Source organism: Rhizobacter terrae, assembly GCF_003852895.1.
Classification (GTDB): Bacteria; Pseudomonadota; Gammaproteobacteria; order Burkholderiales; family Burkholderiaceae_C; genus Albitalea; species Albitalea terrae.
The window spans coordinates 982,632-1,001,216 of sequence record NZ_QUSW01000001.1; the positions used below are offsets into that span (position 1 = coordinate 982,632).

Below are 18,585 nucleotides of genomic sequence, written 5' to 3' on the forward strand. Positions count from 1 at the left end.
AGTCAGGTGGCAGATGGATGCATCACAGGTGCCGCCAGACCAGCCAGGCCGCGCCGCCCATTACTGCGAGCCACACGAGCGCGACGAACACCGCACCGGCCCACATGCGTGGAAGCCGTGTCGCGCTGGCCTGCGCCTGGCGGAACACCTCGTCCCACAGCGGGCGGGGCGTCAGCTTCACCGCCAGGGCAATGCCCAGCGGCACGATCACGATGTCGTCCAGCAGACCGAGCACCGGGATGAAATCCGGAATGAGGTCGATGGGACTGAGCGCGTAGGCGATCACCGCAATCGCGACCCACTTCGCCAGCCGCGGGGTCTGCGGGTGTCGGAACAGGGTCCACAGTGCGTAGAGGTATACGCTGAGCCTTGCGCGGATGGACGTGGATTTGAGCGTCATGGTTGCGCCGCCTTTTCCGCGTCGCGGATGATGCGGGCCAGGCGGTCCTTGAGCTTCTCGGTGGTGAGCTTCTCGCGGAAGCGCTCGACCATCAGCGGCAAGGCGAAGGGGCTGGGGGCTGCGAGGTTCACGGCCTCGACGCGCTGCGAGCGCATGCGCGCCAGGCTCGCGGCCAGGCGGCGGATGTCCAGTTCCTGGCTCAGCACTTCGCCCTGCGCCTGCGACAGCAGCAGGTTGCCGGCGTCGTACTTGCTGAAGACCTCGTAGAAGAGCGAGCTGGAGGCCTGGAGCTGCCGCGTGCTCTTGGGCGCACCAGGGTAGCCGGTGAAGATGAGGCCGGCCACCCGCGCGATCTCGCGGAAGCGCCGGCGCGCCAGCTCGCTGGAGTTGAGGCTGGCCAGCACGTCGTGCAGCAGGTCGCCTTCGTCGAATGCACGCTTGTCCAGCAGCGGTGCCAGGTCCACTGGCTGGGCACTGAGCATCTCCAGTCCGTAGTCGTTGATGGACAGGCTGAAGGTGTTGGGCGCTTCTTTCGCGAGCCGCCAGGCGAGCAGGCTGGCCAGGCCGATGTGCACGTAGCGGCCGGCGAAGGGATAGAGGAACACGTGGTGCCCTTCGCGTGAATCGAACTGCTCGATGAGCAGCGTGGATGGCGTGGGCAGCTTGGACAGGCGCATCTGCGTGTCGAGCATGGGCTGCGCGGCGCGCAGCTCGGGCTCGTCGGCATGGCCGCGCTCGACGTCGGCCATCACTTCGAGCGAGGCCTCGGCCAGCTCGCTGGACAAGGGCATCTTCGCGCCCGCCCAGGTCGTGATGAGGCCCCTGGGTCGCTCGGCCTTCTTCACGTAGGCCGTCATCTCGCGGGTGCGCACGTACTCGAGCGTGCGGCCGGCGAAGACGAAGCAGTCGCCGGGTTTCAGGCGCGAGATGAAGCCCTCTTCCACCACGCCGATGCGCCCGCCCGAGAGGTACTTCACCTGCATGGACGAGTCCGACACGATGGTGCCGATCTGCAGCTTGTGGCGCCGCGCGATGGCGCGATCGGGCACACGGTAGAGGCCATCGACGAGCTGCACGCGGTGGTATTCGGGGTAGGCCGCGAGGCTCGCGCCGCCCTTCTCCACGAAATCGAGCGCCCACTGGAATTCGTCGCGCGTGAGATGGCGGTAGGCGCGGGCCGTGCGCACTTCGTCGAACAGCTCGTCGGGCGTGAAGCCGCCGCCGAGTGCCACGGTGACGAGGTGCTGCACCAGCACGTCCAGCGGCTTCTCCGGTGTGGCGCGCTTCTCGATGCAGCCTGCGCGTGCGGCCCGGCGCGCGGCCACGGCCTCGATCAACTCCAGCGTGTTGGTGGGCACGATGGTCACGCGGCTCGGACGTCCCGGCGCATGCCCGCTGCGGCCCGCGCGCTGCAGCAGCCGCGCGATGCCCTTGGGCGAGCCGATCTGCAGCACGCGCTCGACCGGAAGGAAATCCACGCCCAGGTCCAGCGACGAAGTGGCCACCACCGCCTTCAGCTCCCCGGCCTTCAGGCCCTGCTCCACCCACTCGCGCGTTTCCTGGTCCAGCGAACCGTGGTGCAGCGCGACGCTGCCGGCCCAGTCGGGACGCTCCTGCAGCAGCAGCTGGTACCAGATCTCCGCCTGCGAGCGCACGTTGACGAAGACCAGCGTGGTGCTCGACCGCGCGATCTCCTCCACCACCGGCTTCTGCATCTGCGCGCCGAGGTGCCCGCCCCATGAGAAGCGACCCGGCTCGGCCGGGATCAGCGTGTCGATGACCAGTGTCTTGTCCACCCGGCCCTGCACCAGCGCGCCGTCTTCGTGGCCGAGCAGCACGTGCATGGCGTCGGCGAGGTTGCCCAGGGTCGCGCTCAGGCCCCACACGATGAGCCTCGGATTCCAGCGCTTGAGCCGCGCGAGGGCGAGCTGCACCTGGACGCCGCGCTTGTTGCCCATGAGCTCGTGCCACTCATCGACCACCACGGCCTGCACGCCGGCCAACTCGTCGCGTGCGGTCTCGCGCGACAGCATCAGGCTCAGGCTCTCGGGCGTGGTCACGAGCGCGGTAGGCATGCGGCGGTCCTGCCGCTGCCGCTCGGCGCTGGACGTGTCGCCGCTGCGCATGCCGATGGTCCAGGCAGGCGCGAGCTGGGGCAGCGGCAGGGTCAGTGCGCGGGTGGTGTCGGCAGCCAGAGCGCGCATGGGGGTGATCCACAGGACGCTCAACGCAGGCGCCGTGCGGCCTTGCATCGGCACGCCTTGGCGCATCGCATGCAGCAAGGCGCCCATCCAAACGGCGTAGGTCTTGCCGGAGCCGGTGGTGGCATGCAGCAGTCCACTGCGGCCCGATGCCATGGCGCGCCACACGTCGCGCTGGAAATCAAAAGGCGCCCAGCCCTGCGACTGGAACCAGGACTCGATGGCCTCGTGCTCCGCGGCCTGCCTGCGCCGGGTGGCGCTCATCGCTTGCGCGGCGCCAGCGTGATGCCCACGCGCGCGATCCGGTCGTCCTGGAACTCCTTCACCGTGAACCTCGCGCCATGCCAGTCGAAGCCGTCGCCTTCGGCCACGTCACGCGCCAGTTCGGCCACGAGCCATTCGGCCAGCGTCACGCCATCGTGCTCAGGCAGCGGGAGCTGGAAGAAGGTCAGCACCTCGGCCAGCGGCAGATCGCCGTCGAGGACGAGCCGGCCTTGCATGCTGCCCTCGCCGGGCGGCGGTTCATCGGGGGGCTCGACCATGCCGAGCTTGCGGGCGAGCCACGAGAGCGTCGACCCTTGCAGCAGCAAGGAGGCCAGCACCACCGCGAAGGCCACGTCGAAAAACCTCGCGGTGCCCGGCACCCGCTCCAGCAGCGGGAACAGGGCCAGCACGATGGGCACGGCTCCGCGCAGGCCCACCCAGCCGATGAAGAGGCTTTGCCGCCACGGAAAGCGCAACGGTGCGAGACACAGCACCACCGCCAGCGGACGAGCCACGAACATCAGGGCCGCGGCGATGGTGACGGTCTGCGACGCGGCGCGCAGCATGTCGTGCGGTGTCACCAGCAGTCCCAGCAGCAGGAACATCGTGGCCTGCGCGGCCCAGGCGAAACCATCGAGCGCCGTGGCCGCGGCATGGGCCGCTTCCTCCGCACGCGCGCGAACCCGAAGGCCATAGAGATACATCGCGAGAAAGCCCGAGCCTTGGGCCAGTCCGGCGATTGCAAACAGGGTCAGGCCGCCGGAAAGGATGAGCAGCGAGATCAGCCCGCCATGCGAGGTGCCCAGCGGCATCTTGCGCAGAAGCCAGGCGATGGCCGCGCCGCCCAGCCAGCCCACCGCCACGCCGAAGGCCGCCTGCTTGGCCAACAGCATGAGCCCGTGCGACAGCCCCGCATCGGTCTTGATCATGGCAATGAGCGCGAGCACCAGGAAGACGGCCATTGGATCGTTCAGGCCGGACTCCATCTCCAGCGTGGCCGACACGCGCTCATTCAGCCGGATGCCTGCTTGCCTCAGCAGCGAGAACACCGCCGCCGCGTCGGTCGACGCGACGATGGCTCCCAGCAGCAGGCCGTGCTTCCACTCCACCTTCAGTGCCCACACCGCCACTGCGCCCACGATGCCCGCCGTGATCGCCACGCCCACCGTGGCCAGCAGCACGGCGGGCCGGAAGCCCCGCTTGAACGTGGACATGCGCGTGTTGAGCCCGCCTTCGAGCAGGATCATGGCCAGCGCCACGTTGCCCACCCAGGCGCTGAGAAGCGGGCTGTCGAAGTTGACGCCACCCGGTCCATCCACGCCCGCCAGCATGCCCGCCAGCAGGAACACGAGCAGGAAGGACAAGCCCAGCCGCGCGGAATACACGCCGGCCAGCAGGCTCACGAAGACCAGCAGGCCTCCCGCGAGCAGAAGCAGGTTCATCGCTTCCATGGGGCAAGCACCTTAGCAGAGGCCGCGTGCCCGGGCGCGGCTGTGCCTTATGCCGCCTTCGACGGCACCTCGCTGCGCGACTTGTAGAACTTCAGCATCACGTCGCCGAAGTCGCCCAGCAGCGTGCGCGCCACCCAGTCGGCATACGGGTTGAATTGCGTGGAGATGCGGTAGCTCACGCGGTAGTGCAGCAGCGTGCCGTTGCCCTGCGGCGTGAGGGTGTAGGTGGTGTCCAGCAGGTCGAAGTAGCGCCCGCCGATCATCACGTGGTCGTCCAGCGAGCCGGGCGGGAAGGAGTCGGGTGCGAAGCGGTAGGTCCAGCGGATGCGGCGGCCGGGTTCCCAGTCGCCCGTGGCGACGACCTCGTCGAAGTGCACCTTGCGGCCCCAGGTGGTGGAGCGCACGTGGCCTTGGGGCGTCTCGCGCGTCAGGCCCGACAGCGGCATGGGCGCGCCGATGCGGAAGGCCCAGGCGTCGCCGACTTCATCGGCGCGGATGTCGGTGGCGGCGTTGAGGTGCTTCCAGATCGCCTCCGGCGGTGCGGCGATGTGCAGCGTGCGTTCGACCGTGCCGCGATCATCGGGCGTGGGGATGAGGTCGCCCACCAGGCCCAGCACCAGCGGGATGACGCTCAGGCAATACACCGCGGGCTTCGGCCAGTCCGTGACGCGGCAGACGATGCCCATCACCAGTCCGCCGATGGCGCCCATCACCGCGAACATCGGCACGATGACGATCGCACAGATGATGCCCTCGATCATGATGAGCAAGGTGCCCGCGACGAAGAGCGACGTGGCGAGGAAGGGTGCACCGAGGTAGTACAGCCAGCTGCGCCGCTTGATGCGTTCTGCGAGGTAGACCGTGACTGCTCCCACCGCCACCGGCGCGAAGTAGATGAAGCCGGCGGCCATCGCTTCGAACTGGTGCTGGCCCGAGAACATCAGTCGCAGCAGCACGCCGAAGACGGCGCCGGCGATGATGGGATAGCGCGTGAGGAACGGCAGATGGCGTTCGGGTTCCGGCGTGTTGTCGTCCAGCAGCGACGCACCGGGCGCGGAGAAACGGTCGGGCCTGCTCATGATGCGTGCACCGTCGATTGCAAGGTGGCCGTGCCCGCGCGGCGGGCCTTGCGCGAACCGGGGCGGGCGGCGCTGCGTTCAGGCAGCGGCGACGCCAGCCACAGCAGCACGATGAGCGCGAGCACCGGCAGGTTCTTCACGAGCGGGCCGCAGTGGTCGATCGTCAACTCGGGCATGTTCAGCGCGGCGGTGATGGTGTAGCCCAGCACCGCGCCCACTTGGACCGCGCCCAGCCAGGGCGTCATGCGGCGCAGGCTGAGCAGGCCCATGCCCGCATTGAGCGTGCAGGAGAACAACAACGCCGCCAGGCCCCACCGGCCCTCGAAGCCACAGCGTGCCAGCAGGTTCAACACGCCCGACTGGTGCGGCATGGCCGCGCTGATGAGCGCCGTGTACAGCCACATGAAGGCCAGCGCCACGCGCGCCAGCATCTCGGCCGCGGGGCTCAGGTTGACGCGCAGGTCCAGCATCGGCTCGGGGTCGGAGATTTCCAGCCCGTGCGCCATGGCGGTCGGCGCGCGGCCCAGCAGCGCCGGCATGGCGTTCACCGAGGGCACGCTTCCCTTCTCCAGCAGGCGGATCGTGTCGCGGCAGAACACCTTCTGCGGGATGAGCTCGGCCAACCAGGCCATCGTGCGCATCAGCACCAGCGGCATGGGCAGCCACACCGCGCCGCCCAGGCCCAGCGCGTGGCGGTAGCGCGCCAGCATGTCGCGGTAGCTCAGCGCCTCGGGGCCGCCCAGCTCGTGCACCTCATGCAGCGCGCCAGCGCGTTCGACGAGGCGCACGATGCACTCGGCCAGCTCGTACACATGCAGCGGTTGCACAGGCTGCACGCCATGCCCCGGCAGGCTGATGACCGGGAGGCTCGCCAGCGTCGCGAACAGCGCGCCGCTCTGGCTGCCCGGACCGTAGATGAGCGAAGGCCGCAGCACCACCCAGTCCACCGGCAGCGAGGCGAGTGCGTCGTCGGCCAGCAGCTTGCTGCGCAGGTAGGGCGTGGACAGCGTGTCGGCATCGCCGCGCACACCCAGCGCCGAGACCTGCACGATGCGATGCACGCCGGCCATCGCGGCGCCGCGGAACAGCTCGACCGGACCGTCGGTGTGCACGCGCTCGAAGGTCTGCCCGCGCGACGGCATGAGGATGCCCACGCAATTCACCACCGCCTCGATGCGTGCGCCGCGCAGCTTCGCGGCCCATTCCTCCGGCGCGGTCGGCACCATGTAGTCGACATGCATGCCATGGCGGCCGTCGGCCGCGCTGCGCGTGCCGTCCACCACCTGGTGCCCACGCGAACGCAGCGCATGGGCGACCGCGCGTCCGACGCAACCCGAGGCGCCGCAGACCAGGACTCTCATGATGTGCTCCTGTCGTGGCCATGGATGTCGCACGCGCCATTGCGGCAGGCTCGCATCTCGGCGGCCTTGCGGCGGGCACGCGCGGCGCGGATGGCGTGGATGAGCGGCGCCGCGGCACGCGAGATTTCGCGGCGGTGGCGGGCGAACACCCGGTAGCCCGCATCGAACAGCGGCTTGAGGGGCGTCCAGCCCGTGGGGCGCAGCACCCAGCCGAGGTCGGCTGCGTCGTAGGCCAGCCGCAGCACCTCGACCCCGCGCAGCATGGTGCCGTCGGCGCACAGGCCGTGGATCTCGGCGTCCATGTCGGCGTAGCTCACGCCGTAGATCGCAGGGTCGAAGCCGGGCGCGGCGATGTTGACGAAGACCAGGCGCTCATCGCGATTACGTTCGCGCAGGTGGTCCATCTCGAGGGAACACACCGGGCAGGCCGCGTCGTAGAACAGGGTCAGCGGATAGATGGTGCGGTTCACAGTCCCTCCAGTCATTTCAGTCAAAACAGAAATCGTTAGTCAAAAAAATTTCGGCGCTTCAGGGTCCGAGCAGATGCGCCGGGTTCAGGTCTTCTTCTGCCTTGGCCTTGGCTTCGCCGATCTCGCGCCCCAGCAGCTTCTTGATGCGAGCGCCCAGCTTGAGCACCTTGGTCAGCGTGTCGGTGTCCAGGCGCAGCATCTCGTCGCTCCAGGCGGTGAGCGTCTGCAGCAGTTCCAGCGTCTCGCGGATGCGCACCTTGGCTTCGGCCGGGTCCTTGCTGATCGCCGGATCGGCCAGCAGCTCGGCCAGCACGTCGATGGTGGGCGCGATCTCGCGGCGCTGGCGCTCGCGGATGACGGTGCGGAACAGCTCCCACACGTCGGTGGACGTCTCGAAATGGTCGCGCCGGTCGCCAGCCAGGTGGACGAGGCGGATCAGGTTCCAGCCTTGCAGTTCACGGATGCTGGTGCTCACGTTCGAGCGCGCCACCGACAGCGTGTCGGCGATCTCCTCGGCATGCATGGGCCGGCCGGTGATGTACAGCAGGGCGTGGATCTGGGCGACCGTGCGGTTCACGCCCCAGCGGGTGCCCATTTCGCCCCAGTGCAGGACGAATCGGGAGAGGGTCGGCGAAAGTTCCATGGCGCCATCTTGGTGGCGTCTGAAATTTCTGTCAAGACAGAAATTACGGAATCCTGATGAACGGCGCGGACGTGATCCAGCCTTCCAGCGCGTCCACGCCTTCGGGGATGCCGTGGCCGGGCTGCTGGGCTGCCCAGGCCGCCTGCATCATGCACAGCACGGCGTCCAGCCGGTCGCCGGAACCGTCGGCGGCCAGGTCGTCGCGCTGGGCGTGCGTGGCGCGCAGGCGCAGGCCCAGGCGGCTGCGGCCTTGCTCCAGCGCATCGAGCAAGTCCTTGCGGGCAATGAGCCGCTCGGGCGTGTGCTTGGCCGCCTCGTCGCTCTTGTACGAGCGCTTGCCGATCAGCTCGCGGGCCAGCAGGCCGGGGTAGCCCTCCAGCGCGACGCGGCTTTCGTCGCCCGGGTACAGCGGCGGCAGGTGCACGCCCGCCTCGATCAGCAGCGGCACGCCGGCATGCAGCATGTAGGCGACTGGTGGGTTCACCCATTTCATCGACGGCGACGAACCCGCGGGCTTGTCGCAGGCGCGATGGGCGAACTTGCCGCCCACCGGCCGCGCATCGCAGAACGCACTGAAGTGCGTGCGGATCTCGTCGCGGGTCAAGGCCGCGTAGTGGTTCATCAGCGGCAGCCAGTCGGTGGGCCAGCCCAGCGTGGCCACGAGTTCGCGCGGCAAGCCGAAGGGCATGTCCAGCGCCGCCACCCAGGGGCCGGGCGTGCGCAGCCAGCGCGCGAAGCTCTCGAAGGTGTCGTGCGAATCCAGCCGGTCGAGCTTCACCACGTGGCGAGACACGTGGCCCAGGGCGACGGTGATGGGCTTGCGCCGCGTGGGGCGGCTGGTGAAGTCGACGCCGGCGACAGCGTACAAATCAGGAGAAGATGGGCTCACGGGTGAACGATACAGTCGGTGCACCGCACTCTACAGAGAACAACGATGGCCGACGCGAAGGACACCGCCGCTCCCGCACCCACCAACCCGCCGCTCCAGGACGAACTGGTCGTCACCGAACACCGGCTCACGCTGGGCAACCGCGCGCTGGACTACAGCGTCACCTGCGGCACCCTGGTGTTGCGCGAGGACGAGCACGATGCCGATGGCCAGCGCAGCGCCGACAAGCCCCGCGCCGCCCTCTTCTTCATCGCCTACACGCTGAAGAACCCCAGCGACAGTCCGCGGCCCATCACCTTCAGCTTCAACGGCGGGCCGGGCTCCAGCAGCGTGTGGCTGCACCTGGGCATCCTCGGGCCGCAGCGCGTGAGCACCGACGACATGGGCAACGTGCCCCCACCGCCCTACGCGCTGCAGGACAACGAGCACACCCTGCTCACCGACAGCGACCTGGTGTTCATCGACCCCATCGGCACCGGCCATTCGCGCATGGCCGAGGGCGAGAAGGTGGCGGAATTCCACGAGTACCAGCGCGACCTCGACTCGGTGGGCGAGTTCATCCGCCTGTACCTCACCCGCTTCGGGCGCTGGGAGTCGCCCAAGTACCTCATCGGAGAAAGCTACGGCACCACGCGCGCCGCAGGGCTCACGCACCACCTGCAGGACAAGCACGACGTGTTCCTCAACGGCGTGATGCTGGTGTCGCTGGCCATCGACCTGCAGACGCTGGAGTTCGACCACGGCAACGAGCTGCCCTTCCCGCTGTTCCTGCCCACCTACGCAGCCACCGCCTGGTACCACAAGGCCTTGGCCGCGGACCTGCAGGCCTTGCCGCTGGGCGAGGTGATCGCGCAGGCCGAGGCCTTCGCGCTGGGCGACTACACCGTGGCGCTGATGCGCGGTTCACGCCTCGATGCCGCCACCCGCCAGCGCATCGCCGAGCAGGTGGCACGCTGGTCGGGCTTGTCCGTCGAGTACGTGCTGCGCTGCGACCTGCGTCCCACCGAGTTCCGCTACTTCAAGGAACTGTTGCGCCACCGCGGCCAGACCGTGGGCCGGCTGGACTCGCGCTTCCTCGGCTTCGACCGCGACGACGCCGGCGAGAAGCCCGAGACCGACGCCGCCATGGCCAACCTCATCGGCGCGTACGCAGCGGGCATCAACCGCCTGCTGAAGACGCACTACCAGTTCGAGAAGGACGCGCCCTACGTCGTGCATGCGCCGCTGTGGCAGAAGTGGTCGTGGAAGGACTTCGCCAACCGCTACGCCAACGTGGGCGCCAGCCTGCGCCGCGCCATGCACGCCAACCCGCACATGCGCGTGTACGTGGCCAGCGGCTACTACGACCTGGCCACGCCGCATGCGGCGGGCGACTACACGCTCAGCCACCTGGGCATCCGCGAATCGCTGCAGGGCAACATCCGCGTGAGCTATTTCGAGGCGGGGCACATGATGTACATCCACCAGCCCTCGCTGGCGCGAATGGCGCAGGAGCTTCGGGAATTCGTCAGCGTCAGGTCCACTGCGTGATCTTGTGCCCTTCGCCGTCGGTGAAGGCGCTGCACAGGATCAGGATGAGATCGACCAGCGCCCAGATGCCCAGGCCTCCCAGGGTCAGCAGCTGGACAATCCCGGTGCCGATCTTGCCGACGTAGAACCGGTGGACCCCGAACACGCCGAAGAGGAAGCACAGCAGGAACGCCGGCAGCAGCCGCTTGCTCGATCCGCCGGCATTGCTGCCGGGCTGCGTCGCGCCGCAGGACGGGCACGCAATGGCCGAGATGTGAAGCTGTTTGCCGCAGCCGCGGCAATACATCATCTGGCTGCTCTCGATGTTGGCACTCATCGTTGTTCTCCCTCCGGGTTGGTCAAAGAGCGGCAAGGTTAGCGGCCGAAGTCCCGGTGTCAAGCGGGGCTTCCTGGGCCGGCATCGTGGATGGAAGGTTCGATCCGTCCATTTTTATGGATGCAAAAATCCACTAAACTGGATGGAAGCCAATGACGGAACGTTCACCATGCACCTCATCGACTGCACCGAGCCCGAGCATGGCCCCGCCATCCTCGACATTCTGAACGACGCCATCCTCACCTCCACCGCGCTGTACGACTACAAGCCACGGCCGCCCGAGGCGATGGCAGCGTGGTTCGCCACCAAGCGGCAGAACGGCTTCCCGGTGATCGGCGCCGTGGACGGCGACGGCCGCCTGATCGGCTTCGCGAACTGGGGCACGTTCCGCGCCTTCCCGGCCTACAAGTACACGGTGGAGCACTCGGTGTACGTGCACCGCGACCACCGCGGCAAGGGCCTGGGCCGCGTGCTGCTGGAACGCATCGTGGCGCTGGCCGGCGAACGCGACGTGCACGTGCTGGTGGGCGGCATCGATGCGGCCAACGGCGCGAGCATCGAGCTGCACCGGCGCCTGGGCTTCGAGCACGCCGGCACCGTGCGGCAGGCCGGCTTCAAGTTCGGCCGCTGGCTGGACCTCGCCTTCTACCAGCTCATCCTGCAAACGCCGGCCGCACCGGTGGATGGCTGAGGGCTCAGCCGAAGGCCAGCCCCACCACGCCCAGCGCGATGCAGGCCGCGCCCAGCAGGCGCACCGTGCGGTCGCCCTCGCCCAGCAACTGCCCGCCCAGCAGGGCCGCGAACAGCATCGAGACCTCGCGCGCCGGCGCCACGTGGCTCAGCGGCGCCAGGCGGATGGCATACAGCACCATGATGTAGCTCAGCGGCCCGAGGATGGCGATGACCATCGCCGCCTTCCACTGCTGCCTGAAGGCCTGCATGAAGCCCGACGGGTTGCGCAGCGCGAACGGCAGCATCACCGGAATGCGCAGCACGTTGCCCACGTAGTCCACGAGGATGGGCGAGATGAGCAGCACCTTCACCGCATAGCCGTCGATGACGGTGTAGCCCGCGATGAAGCCGCCGGTGATGGCGCCCCACAGCAGCCCGCGCCTCACACGCTCGCGCTTGCTCGGGTCGTGCGCCTCGCGCCACAGCCCCGGCCCGCCGGCGATGAGGAACACACCCGACACCACCAGCAACGCGCCGATGGCACTGAGCACCGACATGTGCTCGCCCATCAGCAGCAGCGCACCGATCGAACTCAGCAGCGGACCGCTGCCGCGCGCCACCGGGTACACCACCGTCAGGTCCGACACCGCGTAGCCGTGCAGCAGCGAGCGGAAATACACCACGTGGACGACGGCGCTGGCCGAGATCATGAGCCAGGCCAGCCAGCCCCAACCGCGCATCTCCTGGTAGCCGGTCCAGATGACGACGGGCAACCAGAGCACGCCCACGAGGATGGAGCCCATGAGGACGAAGAAATTGCCGCCGCCGCCCGATTTCTTGGCGACGAGGTTCCAGGTGGCATGGGACAGAGCGGCCGCGAGGACCAGTGCAAGCGCGAGTGGGGTCATGTTTGCCCGGGATTGTGCCTGCGGCCTGCGTGGCTACAGTCGTGGCGTTGACGGCCAGCGAACCTGAAGGAAGCGCGATGAACCCGGTGCTCGTGGAAGTGTGGCGAGGCAATGCGATCGAATCGGAGCACGCAGGCGCGATCGCCGTCGTGGACGCCGGCGGCACGGTGGCGCATCAGGTGGGCGACATCGAGCGGCCCATCTTTCCGCGCTCGGCCGTGAAGGCGCTGCAGGCCCTGCCGCTGGTCGAGAGCGGCGCCGCCGAGCGGCTGCAATTGAACGACGATGAACTCGCGATCGCCTGCGCCTCGCACAACGGCGAGCCCGAGCATGTGCGCACCGCGGCCGGCATGCTGGCCAAGGCTGGCGTCGATGCCGAGGTGCTGGAATGCGGCGTGCACTGGCCCTACCAGGACGCCATCTCGCGCGCCCTGGCCACCCGCGGCGAGACGCCGACCGCTCTGAACAACAACTGCTCGGGCAAGCACGCCGGCTTCGTCTGCCTGGCCTGCGGCCTCATGGGCTGGAACGATGCGGGGCTGGACCTGCGGCAGTACGTGAAAGGCTATGTGAGGCCCGAGCATCCGGTGATGCAGGAGGTGACCGACGCCTTGCAGTCCACCACGGGCTTCGACCTCTCGCGTGCACCGCGCGGCACCGATGGCTGCTCGATTCCGACCTACGGCATTCCCTTGCGGCACCTGGCCCATGCGTTCGCCAAGTTCGGCAGCGGCATCGGCCTGAGGGATGGACAGGCGCGCGCGGCCCGCCGACTGCGCCAGGCCGTCGCGGCCTCGCCCTTCATGGTCGCGGGCAGCAACCGCTTCGACACCGCCGTGATGCAGCGCCTGGGCGAGCGTGTGTTCTGCAAGGTGGGCGCAGAAGGCGTCTACTGCGCGGCACTGCCCGAGCGCGGCTTGGGCGTGGCCATCAAGAGCAGCGACGGCAACAACGCCCGAGCCGCAGAGGTGGTGATGGCAGCGGTGATCGAAGCGCTGGTCCGCCTGGATGACGAGGAGCGCGCCTTCATGCGCCGCTACAGCGAGGTCACGCTGAAGAACTGGAACGGCATCGAGGTGGGCTCGCTGCGCGCAAGCCAGGCCTTGCGGTCGAGCTTGCGCGCGTGAAGGTCAGAAGAACCGCACCGAGGAGAACGCCGGCTCGATCGGACCGCTTTGGCCCACCTTGTTGAGCATGAGGATCCAGATCTTCCAGGTCGCATCGGTCAGCATGCCCGACACGGTGAAGACCTGCGGCTGTGCCCCGCCGTTGGGCGACAGCACGACCGCGGCCCAGCCGATGGCCGGGTTGTTGGGCACGCTGTGGAAGACGCCTTCCTCGATGCTGAGTCCCTTGACCAGGCGGTAGGTGCCCTGGCTGCCCACATGGCCCGCATCGAACTGGAAGCGCATCTGCGCCGGATGCAGCGGATCGGCCGTCCACAGATAGTCGCCGCCCAGTCCTTCGAGGGTGACGATGTCGCTGGCGCCATGCCAGCCGGCGGGCGAGGCGCCCTTCTCCTTCTGTTCAAGGTGCTTCTTGAAGCTGCGTTGCGACTGCTCGATGGCGCCGGCGTCCAGCTTGCTGTGGCCGAGGACGCGTTCGACGAAGTCGCTCGTGGGTGATGCTACGTGGCTCATGGTGAATCCTTCCCTGGATGGCTTGTCTCCATTCACCGCGCGCCATCGTGCCGACAGCATCGTGACGCGCTCCGTGGATGTGTGAAAACGCAGATCGTAGGAAGCTGCGGATCGCACACCACCCCCTAGAACTCGCAGTAGGGGAATTCGGCAGGACGTCAAACGCTTGTGGCAGCGCGCGGCATCAGGCCGGGCGAAGCCAGTCGAGCACGGCGGCGTTGAAGGCCTCGGGTTGCTCGACCATCACCCAATGCCGCGTGTCCAGCGGCACGACCTTGTTCCGCGGGTCGCGGGCGAGCATCTGCGCCCACGCCGGCGAGTGGAAAAGGAATGGCTTGCGCCGGCCGTAGATGAACAGCATCGGGCAAGCGGGCCGCACCGCCGAGAGGTTCGCGTAGGAGCCGTGCGTCCTTGTCCACTGGATGTAGTAGGGGTAGTTCATGCACGAGCCTGCCAGCGCCGGATCGGAGGGCACCTCCAGCGACCGCATCATCCAGCGCGTCATCCGGTCGCCCAGCGAACCGCCGATGCGCCAAGCCACGGCCAGCCAGGACTGGTACACGAAGATGGCCAGCTTGGCGGAGCCGCTCAACGAGCGCAGGAAGGCAGGCTCCACCGTGTCGCCGATGTCCACGCCCACGATCTTCGAGACGAGCTCGGGATGCTTCATCGCGAACTGGTAGCCGAACACCGCGCCCCAGTCGTGGACCATCAGGATGGCCTTGCCGTCCGCGCAAGTCGCCTGCACGACCTTGCGGAAGAACTCGACCAGCTCGGCCAGCGAATGTGCGCGCCGCGGACCGCGAATGTCGAAGCCCGGCAGGGTGAAGCGCACGCAGCGGAAATGCGGCTTGAGCGTGGCCACCTGCGCATCCCACAGCCGCCAGGTGTCGGGCCAGCCATGGATCATCACCACGGTCTGCGGACCTTCGCCTTCGACGTGGATGTCGATGCCGTCCATCTGGATGCGTGCCGTGCTTGCGGGTTCGTTCATGCGCTTGAGTGCCATCGACAAAAAGGGCCCGAAGCTTAACTGCAGCTTCGGGCCCAACACGGGCCAAGAAGAAGAGCTTCTTAGAAATTCACCCGCGCACCCACCATGAACGTGTTGGCCTTGACGTTGTTGGAGAGCTTGCCGTAGTGGTCGTAGTCGGCGGTCAGCGTGATGTTCGGCGCGACGCGGAAATCCGCACCGAAGCCCACGAGCAGCGAGCGCTTGGTGCCCGTCAGGTCGTTGGCCGCCGGCAGCACGTTAGTGCCGCTGACCTTGCCGAACGAGATACCGGCGCGGCCATGGACGCCGAAGGACTCGGTGAGGTTGGCGCGTGCCGTGCCCACGCCGTAGAAGCTGCGGGCGCTGCCGTCCTGCTTGGTGGCGACGGCGCCGACGGTGGCCGTCTCGCTGAACGAGCCGAAGCGGGTGTAGCCGAGCTCGGCACCGAAGTTCTGGTCGAAGTTGTAGCCGCCGAAGATCTTCAGCGCATTGCCGCTGCGGTCGCTGGCCGTCACCGGCAGCGAGCTGGACAGGCTGAAGTTGCTGCGGCCGATTTCAGCACCGGCATAGGGTCCGATGGACTCGTCCTTGGGAGCGGCCTGCGCGGCCACAGAGGCAGTGGCAAGGAGAGCGGCGAGGAGGATGTTGGCTTTCATGGTTCTTCCCTTTGAGTTGGTTGGATGGGTGGCGCCGTGGTCACGACGCGGACCGCAGTGTCTTGGCGTTCGAACGTTCGTACCAGCCTTCTGTACGAAGAGGCACAATGCGCGCTGGAACGTACCGGAATCCGGTACCAACTGGAGATTCCATGAGCTCACCGGAAACCATCCTGCAGGTGCTGCGCGCGGAAATGCGCTCGGCGGGCATCACCTACCGCGTGCTGGCCGACCGCATCGGCATGAGCGAATCCAGCATCAAGCGCGTGTTCGCCAGCGGCGACATGTCGCTGACGCGGCTGGCGCGAATCTGCAAGGCCTCGGGCATTTCGATGGAAGAAGTGCTGCGCCGCGCGGCCGATGCCGCGCCGCATGCCGACACGCTCACGCTCGCACAGGAACGCGCACTGGTGGCCGAGCCCAAGCTGCTGCTGGTGGGCATCTGCTGCGTGGGGCAATGGAGCCTGGAGCAGATCGTGGAGACCTACCACATGACCGAGGCGGAATGCATCCGCTGCCTGGTGAAGCTCGACAAGCTCGGCCTCATCGAGCTCAAGCCACTGAACCGCTACCGCATGAAGGTGTCGCGCGCCTTCCGCTGGCGCGCAGATGGCCCGGTGCAGCACTACTTCCGCGAATACATCGTGGACGACTACTTCGCCGGTCGCTTCGACGGCCAGGGCGAGACGCTGCTGTGCGTGCATGGACGGCTTTCGCAGCCCAGCGCCGTCGAGCTGGTGCAGAAGATCCAGCAACTGGCCGGCGAACTCGCGCGCATGCACCAGTCCGACCAGCGGCTCACCCCCGGCGAACGCGACGGCTACACCTTGATGCTGGGCCTGCGCTCCTGGGAGTTCGCCGCCTTCACCGCCATGCGCCGCGACGGGGCCGAGGTGGCCTCAACCCATCACCAGAACGGGCCGAGGAAGAGGTAGAGCGTGCCGCCGATGCCACGCGTGGAGCCTGCCGCGAAGGAGAGCGGCCCGAAGCGCGTGTCCACCGACAGGAAGAGGCTGCCGGCCTCCTTCAGGTCGCGCAGGCGCACCGTCTGGCCATGGTCGAAGCCACCGCCCAGCTCCAGCGAGAAACCAGCGCGCACCGGCCCACCCACCGCGATGGGCAGCTCGCCGATGCGCTTGGCCAGCACCACGCGGCCGAAGGCCACCGTCTGCCCTTCGACGGACTCGCGTGGCGTTCCCGACAGCCGCAGGAAGCCACCCAGCGGCGAGGGTGCCGTGCCCAGCTTCGCCCGTGACAACTCGCCGTACACATGCCCCGCCCACTCGCCGGCACGGAAGGCCTGCAAGGCGATGAGCGCCGAACGGGCGCTGTTCTCATTGCCGGCGTCCTGCTCCAGGCGCATGGTCACCAGCGTGCCGCGTGTGGGAAACGCCAGCGTGTCCAGCGTGTCGACGTCGAACTGCACGAACTTGTTGGTGTTGGCGAAGTGGCCGCTCAGCGGATTGCCGGTGGGCGAGATGAGCTCGCGGCCACTGCCCACACGCCGCGTCAGTCCGATCGCCACGTTGCCCCAGTTGCCGAGCTGGCGTCCGAACTGCAGTGCCCCCTCCCAGTAGCCGAAGCCCAGCCGCGCCGTGCGCTGGCCGTTGGTGTACACATCCGCCGACGAGGCCTGGTAGCTGAGGCTGGGGGCCACGAACCAGTCCGACCCCGGCGCGATCGGCTGCCACCACTGCGTGCCGAGCGACCGTTCCGAGCCGATGCGCGCCAGCGTGCGCAGCTCCGCACCCCAGGAGTTGACCCACGACAGCACGTGCATGGCACTGAAGGTGAAGCGGTTGTCGTCGGCGAAGTCGCTGGACAGCTCCAGCCCCAGGCGCAGGCGGCTGTGGGCCCAGCCCGCCTCGGTGGGCTGGATGGTCACTTCGCGCTGGTCGTCGTCGCGGTCCTTGATGTCCACGTCCACGCGCGAGAAATCGCCGCGGCCATAGAGCGCCGCCGCGGCGCGGCGGATCTCCATGCGCGTGGCCTTGTCGCCTTCCTTGAGGCCGACGTGCTCCTTCAGCGCTTCCGGGCTGGCGTGCCTGGTGCCCTTCACTTCCAGCTTCGCGATGGTGAGTTCGCGTCCCGGCGCGTTGGCCGTGGCCGATCGGTTGAGTTCGAATTCCGCGTATTGCTCGGGCGAGACGGCGTAGTGCCTGAGCTGGTCCGCCAGGGACTTGGCCGCCTTCTCGCCCGCGGCGATGGCGCGCTGGTTCTGCGTGAAGTTGAGGAAGCCCACGCCTGTGAGGTCGGGTGAGATGAGGATGTCGTTGGGCCCGAGCTCGCGCAGCGAACGCTGCACATTCTGTTCGGTGAGGATGTTGAGCATCTGCTGCGCCACGCCGAACGCACTGGTCAGCTCCGATTCGCCCGACAGCGGCGTGCCCACGTTCACCGCGATGATGACCTGCGCACCCATCTCGCGGGCGAAGTCCACCGGCAGGTTGCGCACCAGGCCGCCGTCGACCACGAGGCGGTTGTTCACTCGCACCGGCGTGAACACGCCAGGCACCGCCAGCGATGCACGCACCGACATGAACAGCGGCGTGTCGCGCAGCTCCACCAGTTCGCCGGTGAGGAGGTCGGAGGCCACCGAGCGGAAAGGCAACGCGAGCTTGTCCACGGGCAGGTCGCCCGCGCCGATCGGGAACAGGCGCGTGAGCGCGGCCTCCAGGGCCACGTTGCCGGCCGCACCCGGCGGCAGCGTGGCGCCGTTCTTGTCGATGCCGAACTCGATGCGCGAGGGAATGATCAGGTCCTCCTCGCGGCGGCGAAAGGCCAGGTCGTCTCGCGGCGGGCGGTCGGCCACGATGGTGGGCCAGTCGGTGCGCTTGACGAAGTCGGCGAGTTCCTTCGGCGTGCGGCCCGCCGCATAGGCGCCGCCGATCACGGCGCCCATGCTCACGCCCACCACCATGTCCACCGGCACGCGCATCTCCTTGAGGGTCTTGAGCACGCCGATGTGCGCGAAGCCGCGTGCGCCGCCGCCCGACAGCACGAGGGCAATCTTCGGGCGCTCCGCGACATCGGCCGCATGGGCAGGAAGCAGGTTGGCGAGCAGCAGGGCAAGGAGAAGGGCGAGGACGATTCGGCGCATGGCCGCGATCA

18 protein-coding genes are annotated in these 18,585 nt (G+C 68.1%); 4 read left to right on the forward strand and 14 right to left on the reverse strand.

Annotation, left to right across the window (positions count from 1 at the left end; genetic code table 11):
* Positions 1-22: 22 nt before the first annotated feature.
* From DZC73_RS04530 to DZC73_RS04565, 8 genes are read right to left on the reverse strand one after another with little or no spacing between them, the layout of a single operon-like run.
* Complete coding sequence (locus tag DZC73_RS04530) at positions 23-400, reverse strand: YkvA family protein (RefSeq protein ID WP_124538976.1); 378 nt, start codon at positions 398-400, stop codon at positions 23-25.
* Complete coding sequence (locus DZC73_RS04535) at positions 397-2,865, reverse strand: ligase-associated DNA damage response DEXH box helicase (protein WP_124538977.1); 2,469 nt, start codon at positions 2,863-2,865, stop codon at positions 397-399. Before DZC73_RS04535 ends, DZC73_RS04530 begins: the two co-directional genes overlap by 4 nt.
* Positions 2,862-4,307 carry a potassium/proton antiporter gene (locus DZC73_RS04540; RefSeq protein WP_161974448.1) on the reverse strand — a complete coding sequence of 482 codons (1,446 nt, stop codon included), beginning with the start codon at positions 4,305-4,307 and terminating at the stop codon, positions 2,862-2,864. The genes DZC73_RS04535 and DZC73_RS04540 overlap by 4 nt, the downstream gene beginning before the upstream one ends.
* A 56-nt stretch (positions 4,308-4,363) precedes the next feature.
* On the reverse strand, positions 4,364-5,395 hold the full coding sequence (locus tag DZC73_RS04545) for an SRPBCC family protein (RefSeq protein WP_124538979.1): 1,032 nt from the start codon (positions 5,393-5,395) through the stop codon (positions 4,364-4,366).
* Positions 5,392-6,756, reverse strand: a complete 1,365-nt coding sequence (locus DZC73_RS04550) for an SDR family oxidoreductase (RefSeq protein ID WP_124538980.1) — start codon at positions 6,754-6,756, stop codon at positions 5,392-5,394. The genes DZC73_RS04545 and DZC73_RS04550 overlap by 4 nt, the downstream gene beginning before the upstream one ends.
* Positions 6,753-7,226 (reverse strand): thiol-disulfide oxidoreductase DCC family protein, encoded by a 474-nt coding sequence (locus tag DZC73_RS04555; protein WP_161974449.1) that lies wholly within the window; start codon positions 7,224-7,226, stop codon positions 6,753-6,755. The genes DZC73_RS04550 and DZC73_RS04555 overlap by 4 nt, the downstream gene beginning before the upstream one ends.
* 58 nt (positions 7,227-7,284) lie before the next feature.
* On the reverse strand, positions 7,285-7,869 hold the full coding sequence (locus tag DZC73_RS04560) for a GbsR/MarR family transcriptional regulator (RefSeq protein ID WP_124538982.1): 585 nt from the start codon (positions 7,867-7,869) through the stop codon (positions 7,285-7,287).
* Between the two features lie 43 nt (positions 7,870-7,912).
* The gene (locus DZC73_RS04565) at positions 7,913-8,758 is read right to left on the reverse strand and encodes a DUF429 domain-containing protein (protein WP_124538983.1); all 846 of its coding nucleotides are present in this window, start codon (positions 8,756-8,758) and stop codon (positions 7,913-7,915) included.
* Between the two features lie 45 nt (positions 8,759-8,803).
* On the opposite strand from DZC73_RS04565, the gene DZC73_RS04570 reads away from it, so the two are divergent.
* On the forward strand, positions 8,804-10,288 hold the full coding sequence (locus tag DZC73_RS04570) for a S10 family peptidase (protein WP_124538984.1): 1,485 nt from the start codon (positions 8,804-8,806) through the stop codon (positions 10,286-10,288).
* Here DZC73_RS04570 and DZC73_RS04575 read toward each other — a convergent pair.
* On the reverse strand, positions 10,272-10,604 hold the full coding sequence (locus DZC73_RS04575; RefSeq protein WP_124538985.1) for a TM2 domain-containing protein: 333 nt from the start codon (positions 10,602-10,604) through the stop codon (positions 10,272-10,274). The two genes, DZC73_RS04570 and DZC73_RS04575, sit on opposite strands and share 17 nt — an antisense overlap.
* Positions 10,605-10,773: 169 nt before the next feature.
* On the opposite strand from DZC73_RS04575, the gene DZC73_RS04580 reads away from it, so the two are divergent.
* Positions 10,774-11,295 (forward strand): GNAT family N-acetyltransferase, encoded by a 522-nt coding sequence (locus DZC73_RS04580; RefSeq protein ID WP_124538986.1) that lies wholly within the window; start codon positions 10,774-10,776, stop codon positions 11,293-11,295.
* A 4-nt stretch (positions 11,296-11,299) separates the two neighbouring features.
* Here the strand turns inward: DZC73_RS04580 and DZC73_RS04585 are convergent, their stop codons facing one another.
* The gene (locus DZC73_RS04585) at positions 11,300-12,184 is read right to left on the reverse strand and encodes an EamA family transporter (protein ID WP_124538987.1); all 885 of its coding nucleotides are present in this window, start codon (positions 12,182-12,184) and stop codon (positions 11,300-11,302) included.
* A gap of 77 nt (positions 12,185-12,261) precedes the next feature.
* Between DZC73_RS04585 and DZC73_RS04590 the strand changes: the two genes are divergently transcribed.
* A complete protein-coding gene (locus DZC73_RS04590; protein WP_124538988.1) occupies positions 12,262-13,311 on the forward strand; it encodes an asparaginase in 1,050 nt (349 codons plus the stop codon).
* 3 nt (positions 13,312-13,314) lie between these two features.
* Here DZC73_RS04590 and DZC73_RS04595 read toward each other — a convergent pair whose 3' ends face one another.
* The 3 genes from DZC73_RS04595 to DZC73_RS04605 all read right to left on the reverse strand — a co-directional run bounded on the left by DZC73_RS04595 (position 13,315) and on the right by DZC73_RS04605 (position 15,474).
* Complete coding sequence (locus DZC73_RS04595; RefSeq protein ID WP_124538989.1) at positions 13,315-13,824, reverse strand: hypothetical protein; 510 nt, start codon at positions 13,822-13,824, stop codon at positions 13,315-13,317.
* A gap of 184 nt (positions 13,825-14,008) precedes the next feature.
* Complete coding sequence (locus DZC73_RS04600) at positions 14,009-14,818, reverse strand: alpha/beta fold hydrolase (RefSeq protein ID WP_124538990.1); 810 nt, start codon at positions 14,816-14,818, stop codon at positions 14,009-14,011.
* 80 nt (positions 14,819-14,898) lie between these two features.
* Positions 14,899-15,474 carry an outer membrane beta-barrel protein gene (locus DZC73_RS04605; RefSeq protein WP_124538991.1) on the reverse strand — a complete coding sequence of 192 codons (576 nt, stop codon included), beginning with the start codon at positions 15,472-15,474 and terminating at the stop codon, positions 14,899-14,901.
* 152 nt (positions 15,475-15,626) lie between these two features.
* On the opposite strand from DZC73_RS04605, the gene DZC73_RS04610 reads away from it, so the two are divergent.
* Complete coding sequence (locus tag DZC73_RS04610) at positions 15,627-16,409, forward strand: helix-turn-helix domain-containing protein (protein WP_124538992.1); 783 nt, start codon at positions 15,627-15,629, stop codon at positions 16,407-16,409.
* Here DZC73_RS04610 and DZC73_RS04615 read toward each other — a convergent pair.
* Positions 16,382-18,574: a patatin-like phospholipase family protein gene (locus DZC73_RS04615; protein WP_124538993.1), complete on the reverse strand. Its 2,193-nt coding sequence runs from the start codon at positions 18,572-18,574 to the stop codon at positions 16,382-16,384. The genes DZC73_RS04610 and DZC73_RS04615 overlap by 28 nt on opposite strands.
* Between the last annotated feature and the right edge of the window lie 11 nt (positions 18,575-18,585).